We start from the raw sequence: 20,215 nt of genomic DNA, 5'->3' as shown, positions 1-20,215 counted from the left end.
ACGGCACGGTCGTGCCGCGCACCGTCACCAGCTGCGCGCACTGCTTCGCCTGGGGCATGACCTTCGCCCAGGGCATCTGCCAGCCCTGCTACAACTTCGCCGCCCCGCACAAGGGCTACCCCAGGGGCGAGTGCGCGGCCTGCCACCGGACACAGCGGCTCAAGCAGGGCTACTGCCGCCTGTGCTGGTGCCAGGCCCGCGACGAGCGGGCGAGACTCGCCGACGACGCGCGCTCCGCAGTGCTGCTCGCCCCCTACCTGACCGGCATCCGCTGGCAGCAACTGTTCCTGAGCCTCAGCGACCGTCGGCAGGCACCACCACGCACGACGCCGCGCCGCTACGGCACCAAAGGGCGACCACACAGGCAGCCACCACCACACGCCGGCCGCCCCCGCAGCACCTGGCTGCAGGAGCCGCTGCTGCCACCGGGACCACGCAACTACCGCGCTGTTGTTGATCTGCGCACCGGACCGCCACCGGACAACCCGTGGCTGGCATGGGGCCTGCACCTGGCCCACACCACGGCCGAGGCACGCGGATGGGAACCCACCGCGCAACGCGCGATGCAACGTGTCCTCGTCACGCTGCTCGCCGAACACCGTGAACCCGACCGCATCCGCGTCAGCGACTTCGCGGCCGTCGCCGCGCGGCAGTGCATCAACCTCGACTACGTCATCGAGGTCCTCTCGACCATGGACATCGTCGACGACGACCGGCCCGCCAGCCTGGAGGGCTGGATGGCCACGAGACTCGCCGGCCTGCCCGGACCATGGCGTCGAGACCTGAGCAGCTGGGCGCGCACGCTGCGCGACGGAAGCCCACGAAGCCGGCCCCGCACCTACAGCACGGTCCGCGCCTACACAGCTGCGGCGATCGACGCCGCCGCCACCTGGCCACAACGCGATCACCTGCGTGAAGTCACCCGCGCCGACGTCACCACCCACCTCGCCACGCTGCACGGCCGACGCCGTGAAACGGCGACGACCGCCCTGCGCGCACTGTTCCGATGGGCCAAGACCCACAAACTGGTCTTCCGGAACCCCACCCATGGTCTGCGCGGCCCGAAGGTGCCCGACCCGATCTGGCCACTGCTGGAACCCGACGACATCAGCGCCAGCGTCACCGCCGCCACGACCATCCAGGCGCGGCTCTGCGTCGTGCTGGCCGCCGTCCACGCCGCCAGACCAGGACAGATCCGCGCCCTGCACCTCGACGACATCGACCTCGCCGCCCACCGGATCGCCATCGCCGGCAACAGCCGACCGCTGGACGACCTCACCACCCAGACACTGCTCGACTGGCTGGCCTACCGGCGCGGACGCTGGCCCCACACCGCCAACCCGCACCTGCTCGTCAGCTCCGCCAGCGCCATGGGACACGCACCCGTCAGCGCCACCTGGATCCTGAACCTGCGCGGCCTGCCCGGCACCCTCGAACGACTGCGCATCGACCGGCAACTCGAGGAAGCCGTCACCACCGGCGCCGACCCGCTGCACCTGGCCGCCGTCTTCGGACTCAGCGAAGGCACCGCCATCCGCTGGGCGACCAACGCCCGACAACTCATCGGCGACCCTCACCCGGACCGCCTCCCCGAGATTCCGTGAACCCCAGTGCCCGCATGGCACGATGTCCCCTCCGGACACCCGGATTCGTGTGGCGAACACTTGGGTTCGGCCGAACTCCCGGAGATCAGTGGTCGGCGGAAGATCAGCACGTCTTCGTGGGTGATCAGGTGGAGGGGGGTGCCGGCGGTGCGGGCCTTGCGGACGGCTTGGAGTTGGAAGAACGACGGCCGGGCGACGAGCCCGTTGTCGCGGATCGCGGCGAGGAGGGCGACGCACCGTTCGGTGGGCACCAGGCCGGCGCGGACGCCGGCGGCGATGACCGCCGAGGGCAGGTCGACGAGGTGGCCGTTCTTGCGCCACGGTCGGGCGGTGACGACGACCGTGCCGCCGGGGCGCAGCAGTGTCGCGCAGCCGGTGAGGATCTGCTCGAAGCCGTCGGCGAGGCCGGTGAGGTCGCGGTAGGCGAGGTTACCTCGGTCGATGTCGTCGCTGTAGGTGTTGTCGGATTTGGTGACGCCGTCGGCTCCGGGGCGGACCAGGCCGTGGACGGTTGGTCCGTACGGGGGTGAGGTGACCACGAGAGCGACCTGTCCGGTGAGGGCCGCCGGGAGGAGGGCGAGCAGTCGGGTGGAGTCGCCGCGGAGCACGGATGCGCGGCCGGTGGCGCCGTGGTGGTGGGCGTGGCGGATGTTGGCGTCGGCGATGTTCGACCAGCGCGGCTCGTACTCCACGCCGATGGCGTCGCGTCCGGCGTGGACGGCTTCGACGAGGGTGGTGCCGATGCCGCACATCGGGTCGAGGACGAGGTCGCCGGGCTGGGTGTAGGCGGCGACCGCGTGGGCGGCGATGGCCGGGAGCATCCGGGCCGGGTGTTTGACCGACTCGGGGACGTACCGGCCGCGGCGCTGCACCGGTCCGGTCCGCTGGGCGGTCGCCCACACCGACAGGTTGTCCGGACCGTCCGGGGCCCGGTAGCGGTCGGCGTCGTCCCGGTGGTCGTCGGGGTGGCCGTCGCCGGCCGGTTGGCGGGTGTGGTCGGGGTTCGGGTGGTGGTCAGTCATGACGGTCACCTCCTCGGCGTCCGCGTCGCTTCGTGGGTGGTGGCGCGGTGGGGCTGAACACGAGCAGGTCCGCGTGGACCCTCAGGTGCGTCGCCGTCCACCTCTGGTCGCTCTGGTGGGTGAGGGTGAGCAGTTCCTCGTCGGTGACGTGGTAGACGAACGCGTCGCCGTCGGTGTCGGCGGCCACGGCGACGATGTGCTGCAGGTAGCCCAGCCCGACCGATGCGGCGGCGGTGGTCACCGGGGTGAAGTCCTCCGGCCCGTCGGCCGTCGGGGGGACGGTGACGACGAGGACGAGGCAGCCGCCGGGGCGCAGCAGCCCCACGCACGCGGTCAGCAGCCATCCCAGCCGGGTCCGGTTCGTGGCGTCGTGGGAGTCGAGGGGCCAGCAGGCCACGACCAGGCTGGTGGACGCCCGCAGGGACGTGCCGCGGGTGGGGGTGGTCGGGTCGGGGGTGGGGGGCAGGTCGGGGTCGGTAAGGTCGTCGCCGAACCAGGCGCCGATGTCGGGCAGGTCGCCGTCGTCGGGCAGCACGGGGTCGGGTCGGGCCGGTGGGGTGGCGGGGCCGATGATCAGGCTGGACGCGTCGGTGAACCAGGCCGGGTGGTGGCGGCGTCCGCCGGCCGCGCAGACGGCGGCCAGGGCGTGATCGCCGGTGAGGTCGACGACCGGGTCGCCGGGACGGCTGTAGGCGGCCACGACCCGGTAGGCCAGTCGTGTGCCGACGGTGCGGCCGGTGTCGGTGGGGGTGTGGGCGGTGCGCCACACGGTGACCGGTACCGGCGGGTCGCCGGCGACCTGGTCGATCAGGGTCGGGTCGACACCGTGCGGGTCGACGGGGTGGACAGGATTCTGGTACCGCGGCGGGTGCTCGCTCATGTGATGTCGGCTCCGCGCCGCGCCGTGATGCGCTGACACCCTCAAACCGGGGTTTGTGATGTCGGGGAGACACCTGCCGGTCTGACAGTGTCTGACAGGCCAGGTCAGCCGCCTTCCCACCGTCCTGGTGCGGCCTGGCGTGGCCGGCGGCGGACGCGCTCGCAGGGCATTTGTCGCGGCCGTCCATCAGCTGTCGCCGTGGCGGTCTCCGACGGCGCGCCGGGGCGGCCGGGTGGACGCGGTGGCCCGGCGGCACGGAAGCGGCGCGGGTCCGACCAGGGCTGGTCGGACCCGCGCCCGGTGAGACGGCGGGGGGTCAGGCGGCGGCGGGTGTCGCGGGTCGTGCGGCAGGGCGGGGCGCGCGGCGGGCGCGGATCCGCTCGCGGGTGGCCGCGGCGGTGGCGAGCTGCTGGCGGCGTTCTGGCGCGGTGGGTCCGGACAGGAGGCCGTCGGCGAGGGCGGCGGCGAGGCGGCTGTCGATGCGCCGGATGCGGTGGCGCAGGGTGTCCACGCTGATGCCGAGGCGGGCGGCGATGGGTTCCGGGGCGCGGTTGCCGAGCCGGAGGTCGATGTAGGGCTGCTCGTCGACGGCGTCGATGATGCGCAGCTGTACCGCGCGGCGGATGAGCAGGTCGGAGTGTCCGTAGGGTCGACGGGGGGTGCGTGGGCCGACGGCGTGTTCGAGGTCGTCGACGGGGGTGGCTTCGGCGCCGTCCCGCCGGCGGGCCTCGAACCCGGCCCGCCAGCCGGCCGCGGCGAGGGCCGCGTACGGTGCCGGCCGGTCGATGTCCACCCGGTCGCGTAGCGCGGTGAGGAAACCGGTGAGGATCTCCGCGTCCACGTCCCGGGCGTCGCCCGGCCAGCCGGCGCGCAGCCGTCCGGCGTGGTGGCGCAGGGCGGGCATCGCCAGGGCGGTGGCGGCGATGACCCATTCGGGCCTGTTCGTGCGGGCGCGGCGGATCAGCTCCCGCCACACCAGGTCCCGCGCGGTGTAGGCGCGGGGGTGTGCCAGCAGCCATCGGTGCAGCGTGGGGAGGTCGGTGACACCGGTGGGCAATCCGTCGGCGCCGCCGAAGGGGGTCAGGTCCAGTGACAGCGGTCGCGGTCCGTCGGTCAGCGCGGCGAAGGCGGTGTCCACGGCGTCCAGGGGTGAGTCGGGCCAGTCGTTGGTGGTCATGTCACGTGCTCCCGTGGGTCGGAAGGGGCGTCGGTGACACGTCGGGGTGTGGGTGCCCGGCGTGCTAGGCGGCCAGTAGGACACCGTCGTCTGACACCGGTCTGACAGTCCCGGTCACCGGCCCTCGGCGGGGGTGCCGGTGGTCATGTCCGGCAGTCTCTCGTCGGTCGCTGTCACCGGTTCGCGCCGCCGGTGGTCGTTGTGGACCGGGTCTGACAGACCGGTCGTGAGCTGGGCGTGTGACACCGTCACGGGTCCGCCGACCGCCGTCTGGGTGGTCGTGGCCAGTGGCGGGTGCGTTCGCGGGTGACAGTTCTGTCAGCGCTGTCGATGTCTCTCACGGGTTCTGACAGCGTCGGTCAGCGGCGCCGTGTCAGACACCGCCCTCCCCCTGACAGTGCTGGGGTGACGGGCGCCGTGGCCGCCGCTGCCATGACCGGGTCGCTCGTCGACCCCGTCCGCCGGCTCGGGACACCCGTGCGCCGTGGTCACCGAGCGCTGTTCGTCCTCGCGCCCCGGTCCCTGTGCCGCCACCCCCGGCGGCCGGCCCTCGCCCCTCACGGGCTGCCGTGCCCGGCGGATGGATGTGGGACACGGTCCCCGCCGCAGCGGCGGCGCCGGACAGCAGCCGATGTCACCGACGTCGGCCAGGGGGCGTGTGCCGTTGTCAGACCTTTGTGAGAGCGGTAGGTGTCCTGCGGATCTGACAAGCGCCGTTTTGAGGGTGCGGAACCGTCCGGGCGCGTCCTGGTGCTGGACGGTGGCGTCCGCCGCCGGGGCCGGGATGCTGCCGGCCGGCGCGAGCAGGGGTGCCTCGGGTGCCGCGCCGATGCGCTGACACCTCATCGACGGTCGCTACCCACTGAGGGAGGACGAGCTCCTCCCGAGGTGCCCCATGCTCGCCGCCTGTCTGGTCATCGCTGTCCCGGCGGCGGTCCCCTTCTGACCGTCTCGTTGACGCCCCACCCCTTGCGCCGCGGTGCGGGGGTGGGGCGGGAGGTGAACCGTCCATGTCCCACTCTGTCCGGGCGCGTCACGGCGCCCGCCTTCTTCCTCGTCTCCTGTGTGCCGCCGGCCGTGGCCTGGTGGTCGTGACCGCTGCCGGCGTGGTGTTGGGGGTGCCGTCGGCTGTCCACGCCGATGCTGGTGTCGCGGTGGTCGCGGCCAACAGCCTGCCGGTGGTGATCGGTAATCTGCAGGCCTGGCTGATGGGCATCCTGTCCGCTCTGGCCACCCTGTTCCTTGTCCTGGCCGGCGTGTACTGGGCCACGGCCGGGGGTGACCCGGCGCAGGTCGACAAGGCCAAGGGCGCGTTGCGTAACGCGCTGCTCGGCTACGCCCTCGCTGTTCTCGCGCCGGTGCTGCTGCAGGTCGTGCGCGGCATCGTCGGGGGGTGAGCCGTGCTGACCGCTTTCGTGCTCGACGAGATTCTGGCCTGGATGGCCACGGTGCTCCTGGCCGCCGTGGACGGGTTGTTCAAGGTGATCAGCGGTGCGCTGCTGGTCACCCCGGACGTGACCGCTCTGCCGCAGGTGCAGGCGTTGACCGGCCGGTCGGTGTGGGTGGTCGACACCGCTTTCGTCCTGGTGTTCCTCGCCGCCGGGGTGCTCACGATGACCGCCGGGGGTGGTGAGAACACCCGCTACACGGTCAAGGACCTGATCCCCCGGGCGGTCGTCGGGTTCGTGACCGCGCACTTCTCCCAGGTGTGGTGCGGCACCCTCATCGACCTGGCCAACGCCGTCACGGGCGCCCTGACCACCCCGCAGGGCGACGTCGACGGGGCGCTGCGCACGGTCCGGACGCACATCAACGCCGGGCAGGCCACGGTGTCGGGGTTGCTGTTCGTGGTGTGCGTGGCGATCATCGCCGTCCTGCTGGCCGGCACCGCGGTGAGTGTGATCGTCCGTTTCGCGGTCGTGCTGGTCCTCACCGCGGTCGCGCCGATCGCCCTCGCCTGTCACGCGTTGCCGCACACCGACCCGGTGGCCCGCCTGTGGTGGCGCTCCTACCTGGGGGTGCTGGCCGTGCCGGTGGTGCAGGGTTTCACCCTGTACGCCGGGCAGTGGATCCTTCACGACACCGCGCGGACGGTGCCGGCGCTGGGTCTCCCGGTGGATCCGAGCGGCACCATCAACCTGTTCGTGGTGATGGTGATGCTGTGGACCACCCTGCGGGTGCCGGCGTTGATGCGCCGCTGGGTCGCCGCCCCCGGCGCAGGCGGTGGGGCGCAGATGCTCGGCGCGGCGGTGCGGGTGGTCGTCGTGCGGCAGGCCGCCCGGTCGGTGCCCGGCCTCGGCCGGGCGGTGCAGGCGGTGGGCCGGTGAACAACCCCGCCGACAGCGGTGAGTCCGAGGTGCGGGCGCGGATGCCGAGGGACGCCGGGTGCCCTCTCTGCGGTTGTTGGTGGGATCGGCCCGGACTGCTGCGAAGCAGGTGTATCTCGTTACACGATGTTGCTGAGCGCGCGCAGTGCTCCTTCGGCGAGGACGTGTCCCGCTCTGACGGCGACGGCCAGGCCGGTTGCGTCCAGCCAGTCAGGGTCGTGGTCCTCTTCCCAGGAGACGATGTCCGTCGCGGCCGCGAATGCCTCATCGTCTCGGTGATGCACGAGTGCCCGGGCCAGCTGCAGGTATGCACCGGGTTGAGTGCCGTCAAACTCCAGGGCCATGCTGGTGATCTGATCGCTGATCTGCCGGCCGTGGTGAGGAAACAGGGACGCCAAACACGCCAACACGAACCTCACCGCCGGGGGTTCACTCTCCCAGCGAGCGAACAACGCCGGAAGCTGCTCACCGACGGTGAGGTGAACATCCACGGTCCATTCTTCGGGTTCAGGCGAGCGACCTTCGGCTGCGGCGCGGTCGGCGTCGACGAGCAGACCGTCAGCCCATCGATCGGCGGCGATGACAAGCCATATGTAGAGGTCGAGCCGCTGCTTGGCGGGCAGCGCGCCGGAGGTAATCATGTGCGTGAGGAATGGCAGTGCGGGCGCGGTGGCCGAGTAGCAGGTTCCTTGGTGCAGCAGGTCGTCGCCGAACAGCTCTTCCAAGGTCTGATTCCAGTCGCCGAACGGGTCTGCCAGTTGCCGAAGCAGGTCGGGGACATCCTCCGCAGAGCCGTGAGCGTGTTCGAGCTCGGCCCAGGAAATCTGGTCCAGTCCAGACATGTCGATGGGCGTGTCTTCGACGTGGTCGGGTGTCAGCGTCAGCGGTGCCGCCGGTGGTGGATTGACGACCACGATGGTGGGCATTGGAGGCCGCGCGCCGGGGTTGGCGAAGACGATGGAGGCGTCGGGACCGCGGAGGATCTGCAGCATGCTCACGTCGCAGCGACTTCCGCCTTGCGGGTAGCCACCGTGCTGGCGGGCGACAATAGCTGCGGCGCGTCCAACCGCGTCCATCATGCGGTGGCCGGTGGCGTCGACCGGATACGGCCCCTCGTCGACGGCAGTCACCATCCAGCCGCCACAGGACGACGGCCGGCCCGTGACATAGGCGAACCCATACGACGCCAAGGCTTCGGCCAACTGATAAGCCTGCGGGTCGTCGGGCACGACGAACTGGTGACTGCCCGCCATCGCCGACCAGCCGGTCAAATCTTCGTCTCCGATCGTCGGAATCGCTCCGGTAAGACTGCCACGGTCGCTATGAACCTGGATCGGCGCCCTCGCGCGTGACTTTCCGATCACCGCGCCGCTCAGGGTGGTGAATGAGGCGGTTCCAGCGTCGCATGGGAGCCGGAACCCCGACTTGAGCCGGATCGACGCAGCAACCTCATCCTGGGAGATCGCTCGGGTGTCCGGTTCCCAGGGGATGCACCAGCGCCCTCTTGACCCCGGTGAACGGGGACCTGGCCGTGCTGAAGCCAGTTGTAGACGGCGTCGGCGGAGATGCCGAGTTCGGTGGCGGCCTGCATGACGCTGACCTCGCCGTCTTGGACGGCGCCGGTGCGGGGCCCTCGGATGTGCAGGAGGCGCGGACCCGGGCGACGCCGACGGCGGTCCAATGGTGGCCACGGCCGGTGGCAGGTCGGCGGCCTTGAGTATCTCGGCGATCTGTTCGCTCGTACGGGTAGCGCCGTGGCGTCGGATCAACTCCAGCGCGGCGGTCGGGGTGCGACCGGGACCGATGCGCCCGACGGCGACCTCATCAGTGGCGCCGGTACTCCAGCGTCCTCCGATGCGGACTTTCGTGACGTCGGTGATCAGGTGCGCAGCAGCCGCCTACGATCCGGCCTAGGTATCCGGGTGATGCCACAGCTTCGGCAGGTCCGCGGCCAGGGCGAGCAACACGTCGCGTTCCGGCAACGGCGGCCGGGCTGCCTCGGCGGTCACCAGGACGGCCTCGGCGTCGGCGAGCGCAAAGAGCTTCGCCTCCCACTTGCCCTCCAGTGTGCGGACGACCAGCCGGTTCTCCGGGTAGTTCCACACGGTGCGCAGCGGAGATGATCATTCCGTATCTCCCGTAGCGGCCCGCAGTCGGGCTCCGAGGGCATCGACCACCTCTCGGGCTGCGGCAAGCCCGTCAACTGCGGCCGGTTCGGCGGGTCTGCGGACCGCGATCGGAGATCCGCCACTTACCCCTGTCGATCTCGCACACGAACACCACCATGCCCTTCCTTCGGGCGGTGAACAGCACTGGCAACTCGTGGCCCACTAATGGGTAGAAAGGGTGCGTAACGACAATGAATCCGATAAAGAACTTTGACGACGAGCCCTGTCGAGCTCGTATCCCCGCCCACGTCGAGCCCCCCGACAAGGTGGCCTACGGGCTGACGTTCCGGCAGTTGGCGATCCTCGCCGTCGCCGCCCTGGCCGGTTTCGGTGTGTGGCGGACGGAACAAGCGTGACATATCGCTTAAGTTCACGGCACGGGATCACGTGCCGGACGCCTTCACGCGGCGGCGATGATGTCAGCGACGATGCAGGCGATGTTGTCCGGCGCGCCTGCGGCGTAGGCGAGGTCGATCAGCCGTTGCACGGTGGGTTCGGGTTCGCCGGTTCCGGCGAGGGCGGTGTGCAGGTCGCTGCGGCTCACGACGGCGGACAGGCCGTCGGAGCAGAGCAGGTAGCGGTCACCGGCCTGGGCGGTGCGCAGCGCGAGGTCGGCCTCGATGGGCTGGCTGCCGCCGCCGAGCGCGCGGGTGAGCAAGGCCCGCTGCGGGTGGGCGGCGGCCTGATCGGGGCTGAGCTTGGCGTGGTCGACCTGGCTCTGGACCCAGGTGTGGTCCTGTGTGAGCTGCGAGAGTTCGCCGCCGCGCAGCAGGTAGACCCTGGTGTCGCCGATGTGCACCAGGGCCAGTTGCGAGCCACGACGCAGCATCGCCGTCACGGTCGTGGCCGGCTGGGTGTCGCCCGTGCTGGTGGAGCGAACCGCACGGTCGGCGTCGTTGATGGTCACAGCCAGCATCGCGAGCAGATCCACGGCCGGCTTGTCGACGAGCTCGAGTGGCTTGAGGGCGTCGATGGCAGCGGTGCTGGCGGCGGCACCGGCCCCGCGGGTGCCGTCGGCGACGGCCAACAGCCGCTCGCTGGCGTAGACGACGTCCTCGTTGCTGTCGCGCCCGAGGCCGGGGTCGCAGCGCACGGCGTAGCGGACGGTCAGGCTGAAGTTGGTGTCGGACATTGTGACGCCTTCCCTGGACAAGTGCTCGACGAGGCGGGCGACGTGATGTGCGCGGGTCGCGGTGTCGGCGGTGACCTGCTGCCAGTAGGCGGTGACCGCTCTGGCCGCCGCGTCGGGCTCCAGCTCGCACACGCTGCGGATGTCGGCCAGCGGCATGCCGATGCGGCGCAGTTGAGAGATCAGCCGGGCATGAGCCAGCTGCTCCTCGTCGTAGAACCGGTAGCCGGACTCGGGATCGACCGCAGCGGGCGGCAGCAGCCCCACCTCGTCGTACAGGCGCAACGCCTTCGGTGTCAGCCGCGCCGCTCGGGCGAACGCGCCGATCGTCAGCAGCCGCACGATGTCATCCTCCTCGTACCGGCCTGGCGGCCGGCACGGACCACGGTGGGGCTTACCCAAGGGTCAAGGTCAAGCGCAGGCAGAGTCCTGCCGCGGTAGTGGGTCTGTGAGCAGGAGCGATCGGTGTGAGTCGGGAGAAATAGGCGACCTTCCGCTGGCAGATCTTCTGTGCGGCGTCGTTCGGAGGGGGACGCACCAACGCTCCCGGTCCCCTTGGAGTTCGATTTCGGACATCTGCCCCTCGATGCCGAGCGGGATGCGGCCGTTGACGGGGCCAGGTCATACACCCCGTCGGTACCGCCACCGCCATCACCGCCTGGCGACGATCCCGCCCCGACGGTCACCCTGCCGTCCCGGCGCCGGCTGCCTCCGCTAGCCGCGCGCCGACCGCATCGACGCGCGGCCCTCGCCGGTCAAGCCGTTCACCGCGAGGCGATCAGCTGAGGCGGGCACGCTGCGGTCGGCCCACTCCTGAGCCACGGTGACACGTCGTCCGCCGGTGTCACACACACGGAACGCCCAGTGCGCGTGCGCTGCGGAAACAGCACGGTCACGCGATGACCGTGCACGGATGGGAAGGATCAATGATCCCGAATGAGCGCGAAAAGCACCTCGACTGACGAGCTTCATAGAGCACGGATGCCCGCCGACGTCGACGCCCCCGACAAGGTGGCCTACGGGCTGACGTTCCGGCAGTTGGCGATCCTCGCCGTCGCCGCCCTGGCCGCGTTCGGTGTGTGGCGGGCGGTGGGGCACCTGCTGCCGGTGCCGGTGCTCGTCGGCGCCGCAGTGGTGGCCGCTGCCGTGGTGTTCGGTATCGCGGTGGGTCGCCGCGACGGTCTGCCGCTGGATGTGTGGCTGCTGGCCGCCGTCGCGCACCGGCGGGCGCCCACGGCGCTGTCGACGACGGACACGACGTCGCAGGTCCCGGACTGGGTGCGGGTGCCCGCGTCGCGGGTGACGTGGCCCGCGCCGCTGCGGTTGCCGGCGGACGCGATCGACGACGGTGGGCAGCTGCGGCTGGGTGGGGCCAGGGCGGCGGTGGTCGCCGCGACGACCGTCAACCTGGCGTTGCGCACCGGGGACGAGCAGGCGGCGCTGGTCGACACGTTCGGCCGGTGGCTCAACAGCTTGTCCACGCCGACGCAGATCGTCGTGTCGGCGCAGCCGGTGGACCTGCACTCGGCCGCCCGTCACCTGGCCGGTACGGCGACCGGTCTGCCGCACCCGGCCCTGGTGGACGCGGCGGCCGACCATGCCCGGTTCCTCGACGACCTCGCCCGACGCCGGGATCCGCTGCGCCGGCAGGTCCTCATCGTCAGCCGCAGCGGCGCGGGTGAGCGCGGCGAGCACACCGCCTACCGGCGGGCGGAGGACACCGTCCGCGCGTTGTCCGGTCTCGGTGTGACCACCCGCGTGCTGGACGGGCCGGCGGTCACCGCCGCCCTGTGCGCCGCCGCCGACCCGTACCGGCCGGCCCGCCCGGGTCGGCTGGCCGCCCCCGACACCGTCATCACCGCCTCCCCCGATCGGGATCCCACCGAAAGGACCCACCGATGAGACGTGGTTTCCGCTCCCACACCGCGCCCGACCGGCCGGACCGGTTGGCGGCCACCGTCGCGCCCGCGTCGGTCGAGGTATCGCCCCGGTTCCTGCGGCTGGGCGACGGGTACGCCGCCACCCTCGTGGTGACCGGGTATCCGGCCGAGGTCGGCCCGGCCTGGCTCGAGCCGCTGCTGTCCTGGCCGGGCCGGCTGGACCTCGCCCTGCACATCGAGCCGCTGCCCGCGTCCACCGCCGCCGCCCGGCTGCGGGACCAGCGGGCCCGGTTCGAGTCGAGCCGCCGCGCCGACGCCGCCCGGGGCAGGCTCGCCGACCCCGCCGTGGAGGCCGCCGCGGACGACGCCGCCGACCTCGCGTCGCGGGTCGCCCGGGGCGCGGCGAAACTGTTCCGCGTCGGCCTGTACCTGACCGTCCACGCCCGCAGCGAGGACGAGCTTCTGGACGCGTGCGCGCAGGTGAAGGCCGCCGCCGCGTCCACGCTGATCGAGGTGCAACCGGCCACCTGGCGGCATCTGGGCGGGTGGACCACCACGCTGCCGCTGGCCACCGACAGCCTGCGGATGCGCCGCACCATGGACACCGCCGCGCTGGCCGCCGCGTTTCCCCTCGCCTCGGCCGACCTGCCCGCGCCGCTGCCGGGCGACCCGCCCGCCGACGCGGGGATCCTCTACGGCGTCAACCCGGACTCGCACGGGGTGGTGTGGTGGGACCGGTGGGCGCAGGAGAACCACAACTCCGTCGTCCTGGCCCGCTCCGGCGCCGGCAAGAGTTACTTCGTCAAGCTGGAGATCCTCCGCAACCTGTACCGCGACGTGCGGGTCGCCGTCGTCGACCCCGAGGACGAGTACCTGCGTCTGGCCGACGCCACCGGCGGCACGGTCGTCCGCCTCGGGATGGCCGGGGTGAAACTCAACCCGTTCGACCTGCCGGCCGGTGACAGCCGCCCCGACGTGCTCACCCGCCGTGGCCTGTTCCTCCACACCCTCATCGCCGTGCTGCTCGGCCAGCAGCCGCCACCGGCGGAACGGGCCGCCCTGGACCGGGCGATCCTGACGGTCTACCGCCAGGCGGGCATCACCGCGAACCCGGCCACCCACCACCGGGCCGCCCCGCTCCTGCGGGACCTCACCGCCGCCCTACGCGCCGACGGGGATCCGGCGGCGGTGACCCTGGCCGCCCGGCTCGTCCCCTGGGTCGACGGGTCGTTCTCGCACCTGTTCGACGGGCCCACCACCACCCGCCCCGACGGGCACCTCGTCGTCTGGTCCCTGCGGCACCTGCCCGACGAGCTGCGCACCGCCGGCACCCTGCTCGCCCTCGACGCCATCTGGCGGCAGGTCGACGCCCCCACCGGTGGGAGGCCGGCGCGTCGCCTCGTCGTGGTCGACGAGGCGTGGCTGCTCATGCGCGACGGCGAGGGCGCCCGTTTCCTCGCCCGCATGGCCAAGGCCGCCCGGAAACGCCACGCCGGACTGACCGTCATCACCCAGGACGTCGCCGACGTCCTCGGCACCGACCTCGGCCACGCCGTCGTCGCCAACGCCGCCACCCAGATCCTGCTCAAACAGGCACCCCAGGCCATCGACACCGTCGGCGACGCGTTCGGTCTCACCGCCGGCGAACGGCGCCTCCTGCTCGCCGCCCGCGTCGGCACCGGCCTGCTGATCTCCGGCACCCACCGCACCAGCTTCGAGGCCGTCGCCTCACCCGCCGAACACACGATCTGCACCACCGACCCGACCGAGGTGGCCAACCTCGACCAGGAAGGACCCCTGCCGTGACCCCGCCACCACCGCCCGGCATCCCTCCACCCGCATGGCCCGGCCACACCCTGACCGAGGCCGCCGGCTGGATGGCGGCACGCCCGTGGCTGGCCGCCGTCGCCGCCGCCCTGCTCATCTGCGGGACGGCCGGCCGTCACCTCCTGGCCGGGTGGCGGCACCGCCACCACACGGCCGGGGCGCGCCTGGTCACGATCGCCCCACCCCCGCAGGTCGAGACGTCGAGCGCGGCGGCGCTGTGGGCGAACCTGCACGGCACCCTCACCCCGTCACGCCGACGCCGGCTCCTGCACGGCGCCCCGCACGTGGTGTGGCAGTACACCTGGACCGGCCGGCGGCTCCTCATCACCCTGTGGGTGCCCGGCACCGTCCCACCCGGGGCCGTCGAAGCCGCCGTCCGCGCCGCCTGGCCCGGCGCCACCTGCACCACGGCCACTCCCGCGCCCCCACCGATCCCCGCCGGCACGCCCCTGGCCGTCGGCGGGCACCTGCTGCCCACCGCCGGAGAATGGCTGCCCATCGCCACCGACCACGACACCGACCCGCTGCGGGCCCTGATGTCCGCCGGCTCCCACCTGCGCGCCGACGAGCACGCCTGCGTGCAGGTCCTCGCCCGACCCGCCCCCGCCCGCCGGACCGCACGGGCACGGAGGGCGGCCGGCCGGCTACGCGACGGACACCCGGCCACGCCGACGCTGGACCCGGCCGCGCCGCTGCGGTGGCTCCTCGACGCGTTCCTCCCCGGCCCCACCAGCCCGGCCCGCACCCACACCTCGGCCCGGCGGGACCCCACCACCGAACGCGACGTCCGCGCGATCCTCGACAAGACCAGCCACCCCCTGTGGACGGTCGGGATCCGCTACGCCGTGGCCAAGGACACCCGCCGCGGCGGCAACCCCACAGGCCGGGTACGCGGTGTCGCCGACACCATCGCGTCCACGTTCGCCGTCTACGCCGGCCGGAACCGCCTCGCCCGCCGCACCCGCCTCCACCACCCGGTCGCGGTCCTCGCCGCCCGGCGCCTCGGCGCGGGATTCCTGGCCTCCACCCCGGAACTCGCCGTCCTCGCCGCGCTCCCCCACGACCTGGCGGTGCCCGGCCTGGACCGGGCCCGCGCCAAACCCGTGCCCGCCCCCGTCGCCGTCCCCACCGGCGGACGCGGCCGGAAAGTCCTCGGGGACGCGCAGGTCGGCGGCCACGCCGTCGCCCTGTCCGTGGCCGACGCCCGCTACCACACCCACGTGGTCGGCTCCACCGGCTCCGGGAAGACCACCCTGCTGGTCAACCTCGCCGTCGACGACATCACCGCCGGACGGGGCACCGTCGTCATCGACCCCCACGGTGACCTCGTCCTCGACATCCTCGACCGGCTCCCCGCCACCGTCGCCGACCGGGTGGTCCTGTTCGACCCCGACCAACCCAACCCGCCCACCATCAACCCGCTGTCCGGCGACGACCCCGACCTCGTCGTCGACAACCTGGTGTCGATCTTCGGGACCATCTTCGCCAAGGCCTGGGGACCCCGCATGGACGACGTCATGCGCGTCGCCTGCCTCACCCTGCTCCGCCACGCCAACGTCACCCTGCAGCACATCCCCCCGCTGCTCAACTCGGCGCAGTTCCGCTCCGCGATGACCGTCAACCTCGACGACCCGGCCGGACTACGCGGCTTCTGGCAGTGGTACGACGACCTCACCCCAGCCCTGCGCTCCCAGGTCATCGGCCCTGTCCTCGCCCGCCTCCGGTCCTTCCTGCTGCGCGACTTCGTCAAACGCACCCTGCGCTACCCGCGATCCAGCTTCGACATCGGCACGGTCCTCGACGGCGGCGCGCTCCTCGTCCGCATCCCCAAAGGCCAGCTCGGGGAGGACACCAGCAAACTCCTCGGCTCCCTCATCCTGGCCCAGGTGTGGCAGGCCGCCACCGCCCGCGCCCGTATCGCCCCCGACCAGCGCCGCGACGCCACCCTCATCATCGACGAGGCCCAGAACTTCCTCACCCTCGCCAACAGCCTCGACACGATGCTCGCCGAAGCCCGCAAGTACCGGCTGTCGATGGTCCTCGCCCACCAGGACCTCGCCCAGTTCCCCAAGGACCTCCTCGCCGCCGTCTCCGCAAACGCCCGCAACAAGATCTACTTCTCCTGCGCCCCCGAAGACGCCCGCGTCCTCGCCCGGCACACCCTCCCCGAACTCGACGAACACGACCTCACCCACCTCGACGCCTACACCGCCGCCACACGCCTCATCGCCGAGGGCCGCCAGACAGCCGCCTTCACCATGACCACCCGCCCACCGAAACCGGTCGTCGGGGAGACCACCGCGATCCGGCAGGCCGCCGCCGCGGCCACCACCACCCAGGACGCCAGCGCCATCGACGCCCTCGTCGAGCAAATGTCCCGCACCGACAGCCGCCACCGAGGCGCCCCCACCGCTCCCACCCGCGACGGGCGACGCGAAGACCGCACCTGACACCCGCCACACCCGTCACCCGGCGGATGTGGGTGTGGGCTGACAGGCGGTTTCCTGACCCTTCCGGGTGTTCTTCCGCTGCGGCTTCACCGCCCCTTCCCCACCGCACCACACAGCCCGACCCGACACGGCCGCCGCACCCGGCTGTCAGCGCAGCACACCCCCGCTGACCGGCCACCGGCACCCGCCGTGACAAACCCCGACTCCCTCCCGCAGGAGGGAGTCCCTCTCCCCCTTCTCCCAAGGAGCCACCTCGACGTGCCCGCCTCCGCTCCCCGGCCAGGCCGCCGGCCCTCCAGCAGAACCGACCGCCTCACCTACCTCCGCCGGTTGACCCTGCGCGACCGGCAACTCCTCGCCTGGCTGGCCGAGCACTACGTGCTGTCCACCGCCCAGATCACCACCGCCCTGTTCCCCTCAGCACGCTCCGCGCGGCTGCGCCTGGCCACCCTGCACCACATCGACGCCGTGCACCGCTTCGTCGACGTCACCACCGGCGACGGCCAACACCTCTACACCCTCGGCCCCCTCGGCACTCTCGTACACCCCACCACCTACACCGACCCCGAACGACCCGACGCCCGACCACCCCGCAGCAGCATCGAACGCACCGAACGCATCATCGGCAGCCCCCGCCTCCGCCACCTCCTCGGCGCCAACCAACTCTTCATCGACCTCCACGCCCACACCCGCACCCACCCCGACACCACCCTCGTGCGCTGGTGGTCCGAACAACACGCCACCGCCGCCTACGCCCTCGCCGGCATCCGCCCCGACGGCCACGGCATCTGGACCGCCGCCGGACACACCGTCGGCTTCTTCCTCGAACACGACAACGGCACCGAACCCCTACGCACGGTCCTGCGCAAACTGGCCGCCTACGAACGCCTCACCGAGTTCGGGCCCCGCTACCCCGTCCTGCTCCGACTACCCAACGCCCGCCGCGAAGCCCACCTCCTCGACGCCCTCGCCGGCGTCCCCACCGCCATGCCCGTCGCCACCGGCCTCCACCACGACAACCCCGCCGGCCCCACCTGGACACTCACCGTTGCACCCGACACCCGCCGCCACCTCCACGAACTGCCCTCCGACCACGGCCCCCACACCGCCATCAACCCCCACCGCCCCCCGACAGCCCCTAACGGCGCGGCAACGGCGTCTACTCACACCCGCAGGTCAGGCCCTCACCACGGGGCTTGACGGGGCCGGCTGTCAGAAACCACCACCGGCTGTGAGGTTTCCGCCGCTCACAGGAAGCACTGTCGCGTGGTCCCGACAGCCGTCGGCGAGTGCTCACATAGCAGGTCAGCCGCCCTTTCCGATGCTGCGGCAGCGCGCACGGGGTTGTGAGCAGCGAGGTTTACGGTTTTCCCCACACCACACCCACACCTCGCTTCACCCCGGTTCGGTCCCACCCAGGGATCTCCGCCGCACTCCACGGTCCGCGACGCCCACCCGCTTCGGCCGGTCGGCACGCGTCCCGCGCGGCGGCCCCTGACGGTCGCACCAACCACCAGCGTTACCGCACCCCATCTCGCCTACGCGACCCGACCCACGCATTCGGTGGGCCGGTCGCCCTCGCGCGCCTATCCGCGCCTACCAGAAGGAGGAGATCCCTATGTCCGGTGCCAACGGCACGCCGCTGACCCGTCACGGCAGCCGCGTCCCCGCCAGCCCGCCGCGTCCGGCCCCTACCGCAGCCGCCCCTGCCCCTTCGCCCCGGCCGGCTGTCACCCGACCCACGCCCGCCGTCCGGCCGACCGTCACCCCGGCACCGACCATCCGCACGATGGTCGTCTGCCTCCCCGCCGGACTGCCCGACGACCTGCTCACCGGTGACCGGCTCGACGCCCACTTCGGGGTCACCGGCACCCTCACGCCGCTGTTCTGGGCGGCGCCACGGCTGCGGCGGTGGCAGCGCCACCAGATGATCGGCCTGCGCGCGGGCCGTCCCGTGCCCTGCGCCGGTGGACCGGTGCGGTTGCTCGACCTGGCCGGCATGCGTCACGCCGCCGCCGTCGGCGCGGGCATCCGCTACCAGGTCTGGCATCGGGTCGTCCACGGCACCCGGCCGGCCCTGCCGTGGCCGGCGTTCGAAACCCGCCACCTCGCCGACCCTCACCGGTACACCCTCGACCAGGCGAGCGCGGACTTCCACGCTCAACCTCGGGTACACGCCATGCGCCTGCACGCCGCCACCACCGGACCCGGTCAACCCAGCGTCGGGGAACTGGAGATGATCCAGGCAGGGCAAATCGCCTACCAGCACTACCGGGCCGCCAGCGCCGTCGCCGCGGACGCCATGCTCACCGCCGACGGCCGCAGACTCGCTCCCGCCAGTGACATCCTCGCCCACCGCATCACCTATCTCGACCAGGCTCTGGCCCACCTTGCCGCCCTCGGACCGAACCAGCGGCTCCTCGCCGTCACTGTCTGACCGCCCGCCGCAGGGGGCGGGGCGCATCTGGGCCAGGCTCGGCCGCGTGCGCCCCGCCCGATGTGTGCGGGATCCGCCCTACAGGTTTCTTCTGCGAGTCGGCCATCCATGGGACCCGAGGCGCCAGCCCCGTGCCCGCACCCAGCTGGCCTTCCCAGGCCGGGTGCTGGCCGACAGCACAGCCGCCGTTCTCCCTTCGGCGGCGAGCACCTCATCGACGCCAACGAGCGCCGGCCACCTCCCGGAGTCCGACCCCACCGAAGCCAACGGCGACCAGACCCTGGCCGCCGACGTCACCGTGTCTGAAGGGACGACGACATCATCATGCGAATCCCGATCTGCACTGTCTGCCGCGAGCCGGTGGTAGACCAGCCCGCTGAGAACTGGACCAGCGCCTACCGCGACGGCAGCGCCCCGTGGTGGCACCTCGCGGACAACAGCCCCATCTGCCCGGACGCTGACGGAAGCCTCTCCCCGACGTTTGTCGAGGACCCGCTACCGATCGACCACGAGACCAGCACCTGGATCGACGCGATGACCGACCTGTTCGCCATCGACGGCCCGTACGACCCCGCCAGGCTGGGCAGCGCCATCACCGCCGCCGAGCACCTCAACCGGTGGCTGCACACGGCCACCGGGCCGTTCAGTGCGCTGCTGACCCTGCCCACGTCCTCCGACGTCGCCTGCCTGATCGGGTACCTGCACCGCACCACGCGGCTGCTCGCCCGCGTGCACGCACAGATCGGCTCTCACCTCCTCGACCAGTCCCGGCAGACGCGGTCACCCGGCCTCGACGACGACAGCGAGGTCTGGGGAGAGGTCAACGCCGCCGCCGACGTCCACTCCTGGCTGCGCGACGCCGCCGACTGGTCCGCCCAGTCGGCGCAGGCGACCGGCGCCGCCTGGTCCCGCATCCGCGCGGTCGCCGCCCAACCCGACCGGCAGGAGGAGCAGCGGTGACCAGCGGCAGCACCCCCGCCAGCGACGCCGACGCCACCACCCCGGAGGGCACGACGCGGGTGGACCGGAGCTTCGGGAAGCGCGGGGGTGGTTACGCCCTCACCGAGATCCGCCGAACCGGCGACGGCCACCGCCTGCGGGTCCGGATTCACCGCGACCCCTACGAGCACCAGAGCCACGGCGTCGTCGAGGTCCTCACCCCGACGCTGACCTGGACCGCGCTCGCGGACGAACCCGCCTCAGCCTGGCATCCCACCACGCCGTACCGCAGCACCAGCCCGACGCCGCTGGCGGACCTCGCCGAGCGGCTCTTCCAGCGGGCCGTCGCGATCCTCCGCGTCGAGTAGCTCTGCC

Annotated in this window: 16 protein-coding genes and 1 pseudogene; 11 read left to right on the top strand and 6 right to left on the bottom strand. The window is 72.3% G+C overall.

From position 1 onward, the window contains the following. The first annotated feature begins 11 nt into the window (after positions 1 to 11). A complete protein-coding gene (locus tag ACQUFX_RS26820) occupies positions 12 to 1,604 on the top strand; it encodes a site-specific integrase (protein WP_428962211.1) in 1,593 nt (530 codons plus the stop codon). On the opposite strand, the gene ACQUFX_RS26815 is transcribed toward ACQUFX_RS26820, so the two are convergent. The 3 genes from ACQUFX_RS26815 to ACQUFX_RS26805 form a co-directional block, all read right to left on the bottom strand. Continuing rightward, entirely contained in the window at positions 1,574 to 2,626 is a 1,053-nt protein-coding gene (locus ACQUFX_RS26815; protein ID WP_428963000.1) for a DNA methyltransferase, read from the bottom strand. The genes ACQUFX_RS26820 and ACQUFX_RS26815 overlap by 31 nt on opposite strands. Next, positions 2,619 to 3,506: a hypothetical protein gene (locus tag ACQUFX_RS26810; protein ID WP_428962999.1), complete on the bottom strand. Its 888-nt coding sequence runs from the start codon at positions 3,504 to 3,506 to the stop codon at positions 2,619 to 2,621. Before ACQUFX_RS26810 ends, ACQUFX_RS26815 begins: the two co-directional genes overlap by 8 nt. 316 nt (positions 3,507 to 3,822) lie before the next feature. Then, a complete protein-coding gene (locus tag ACQUFX_RS26805; protein WP_428962998.1) occupies positions 3,823 to 4,683 on the bottom strand; it encodes a hypothetical protein in 861 nt (286 codons plus the stop codon). Between the two features lie 1,010 nt (positions 4,684 to 5,693). Between ACQUFX_RS26805 and ACQUFX_RS26800 the strand changes: the two genes are divergently transcribed. After that, positions 5,694 to 6,080 (top strand): pilin, encoded by a 387-nt coding sequence (locus ACQUFX_RS26800; RefSeq protein WP_428962997.1) that lies wholly within the window; start codon positions 5,694 to 5,696, stop codon positions 6,078 to 6,080. Between the two features lie 42 nt (positions 6,081 to 6,122). Next, positions 6,123 to 7,010 carry a conjugal transfer protein TrbL family protein gene (locus ACQUFX_RS26795; RefSeq protein WP_428967096.1) on the top strand — a complete coding sequence of 296 codons (888 nt, stop codon included), beginning with the start codon at positions 6,123 to 6,125 and terminating at the stop codon, positions 7,008 to 7,010. Between the two features lie 119 nt (positions 7,011 to 7,129). Here ACQUFX_RS26795 and ACQUFX_RS26790 read toward each other — a convergent pair whose 3' ends face one another. Beyond that, the gene (locus tag ACQUFX_RS26790; protein ID WP_428962996.1) at positions 7,130 to 8,374 is read right to left on the bottom strand and encodes a hypothetical protein; all 1,245 of its coding nucleotides are present in this window, start codon (positions 8,372 to 8,374) and stop codon (positions 7,130 to 7,132) included. A gap of 546 nt (positions 8,375 to 8,920) precedes the next feature. Beyond that, a complete protein-coding gene (locus ACQUFX_RS26785; protein ID WP_428962995.1) occupies positions 8,921 to 9,115 on the bottom strand; it encodes a hypothetical protein in 195 nt (64 codons plus the stop codon). A gap of 254 nt (positions 9,116 to 9,369) precedes the next feature. On the opposite strand from ACQUFX_RS26785, the pseudogene ACQUFX_RS26780 reads away from it, so the two are divergent. Then, positions 9,370 to 9,519, top strand: a pseudogene (locus tag ACQUFX_RS26780) (PrgI family mobile element protein); the annotation flags it as partial. 59 nt (positions 9,520 to 9,578) lie between these two features. Here the strand turns inward: ACQUFX_RS26780 and ACQUFX_RS26775 are convergent. Further along, complete coding sequence (locus ACQUFX_RS26775) at positions 9,579 to 10,649, bottom strand: MerR family transcriptional regulator (RefSeq protein WP_428962994.1); 1,071 nt, start codon at positions 10,647 to 10,649, stop codon at positions 9,579 to 9,581. Between the two features lie 639 nt (positions 10,650 to 11,288). Between ACQUFX_RS26775 and ACQUFX_RS26770 the strand changes: the two genes are divergently transcribed. From ACQUFX_RS26770 to ACQUFX_RS26740, 7 genes are all read left to right on the top strand, one after another. Further along, positions 11,289 to 12,209: a PrgI family protein gene (locus ACQUFX_RS26770; RefSeq protein ID WP_428967095.1), complete on the top strand. Its 921-nt coding sequence runs from the start codon at positions 11,289 to 11,291 to the stop codon at positions 12,207 to 12,209. Next, the gene (locus tag ACQUFX_RS26765) at positions 12,206 to 13,993 is read left to right on the top strand and encodes a VirB4 family type IV secretion system protein (protein WP_428962993.1); all 1,788 of its coding nucleotides are present in this window, start codon (positions 12,206 to 12,208) and stop codon (positions 13,991 to 13,993) included. Before ACQUFX_RS26770 ends, ACQUFX_RS26765 begins: the two co-directional genes overlap by 4 nt. 71 nt (positions 13,994 to 14,064) lie before the next feature. After that, positions 14,065 to 16,464: a type IV secretory system conjugative DNA transfer family protein gene (locus ACQUFX_RS26760; RefSeq protein WP_428967094.1), complete on the top strand. Its 2,400-nt coding sequence runs from the start codon at positions 14,065 to 14,067 to the stop codon at positions 16,462 to 16,464. Positions 16,465 to 16,794: 330 nt separating this feature from the next. Continuing rightward, the gene (locus tag ACQUFX_RS26755) at positions 16,795 to 17,664 is read left to right on the top strand and encodes a replication-relaxation family protein (protein ID WP_428962992.1); all 870 of its coding nucleotides are present in this window, start codon (positions 16,795 to 16,797) and stop codon (positions 17,662 to 17,664) included. Between the two features lie 589 nt (positions 17,665 to 18,253). Beyond that, a complete protein-coding gene (locus ACQUFX_RS26750; RefSeq protein WP_428962991.1) occupies positions 18,254 to 18,901 on the top strand; it encodes a hypothetical protein in 648 nt (215 codons plus the stop codon). 324 nt (positions 18,902 to 19,225) lie between these two features. After that, complete coding sequence (locus ACQUFX_RS26745) at positions 19,226 to 19,861, top strand: hypothetical protein (protein WP_428962990.1); 636 nt, start codon at positions 19,226 to 19,228, stop codon at positions 19,859 to 19,861. Continuing rightward, positions 19,858 to 20,208, top strand: coding sequence for a hypothetical protein (locus tag ACQUFX_RS26740; protein WP_428962989.1), 351 nt, complete (start codon positions 19,858 to 19,860; stop codon positions 20,206 to 20,208). The genes ACQUFX_RS26745 and ACQUFX_RS26740 overlap by 4 nt, the downstream gene beginning before the upstream one ends. Positions 20,209 to 20,215: the final 7 nt, after the last annotated feature.

The sequence above is a fragment of the Micromonospora fluostatini genome (assembly GCF_050410825.1).
Classification (GTDB): Bacteria; Actinomycetota; Actinomycetes; order Mycobacteriales; family Micromonosporaceae; genus Micromonospora; species Micromonospora rosaria.
This window is presented reverse-complemented; position numbering and strand designations above follow the sequence as displayed.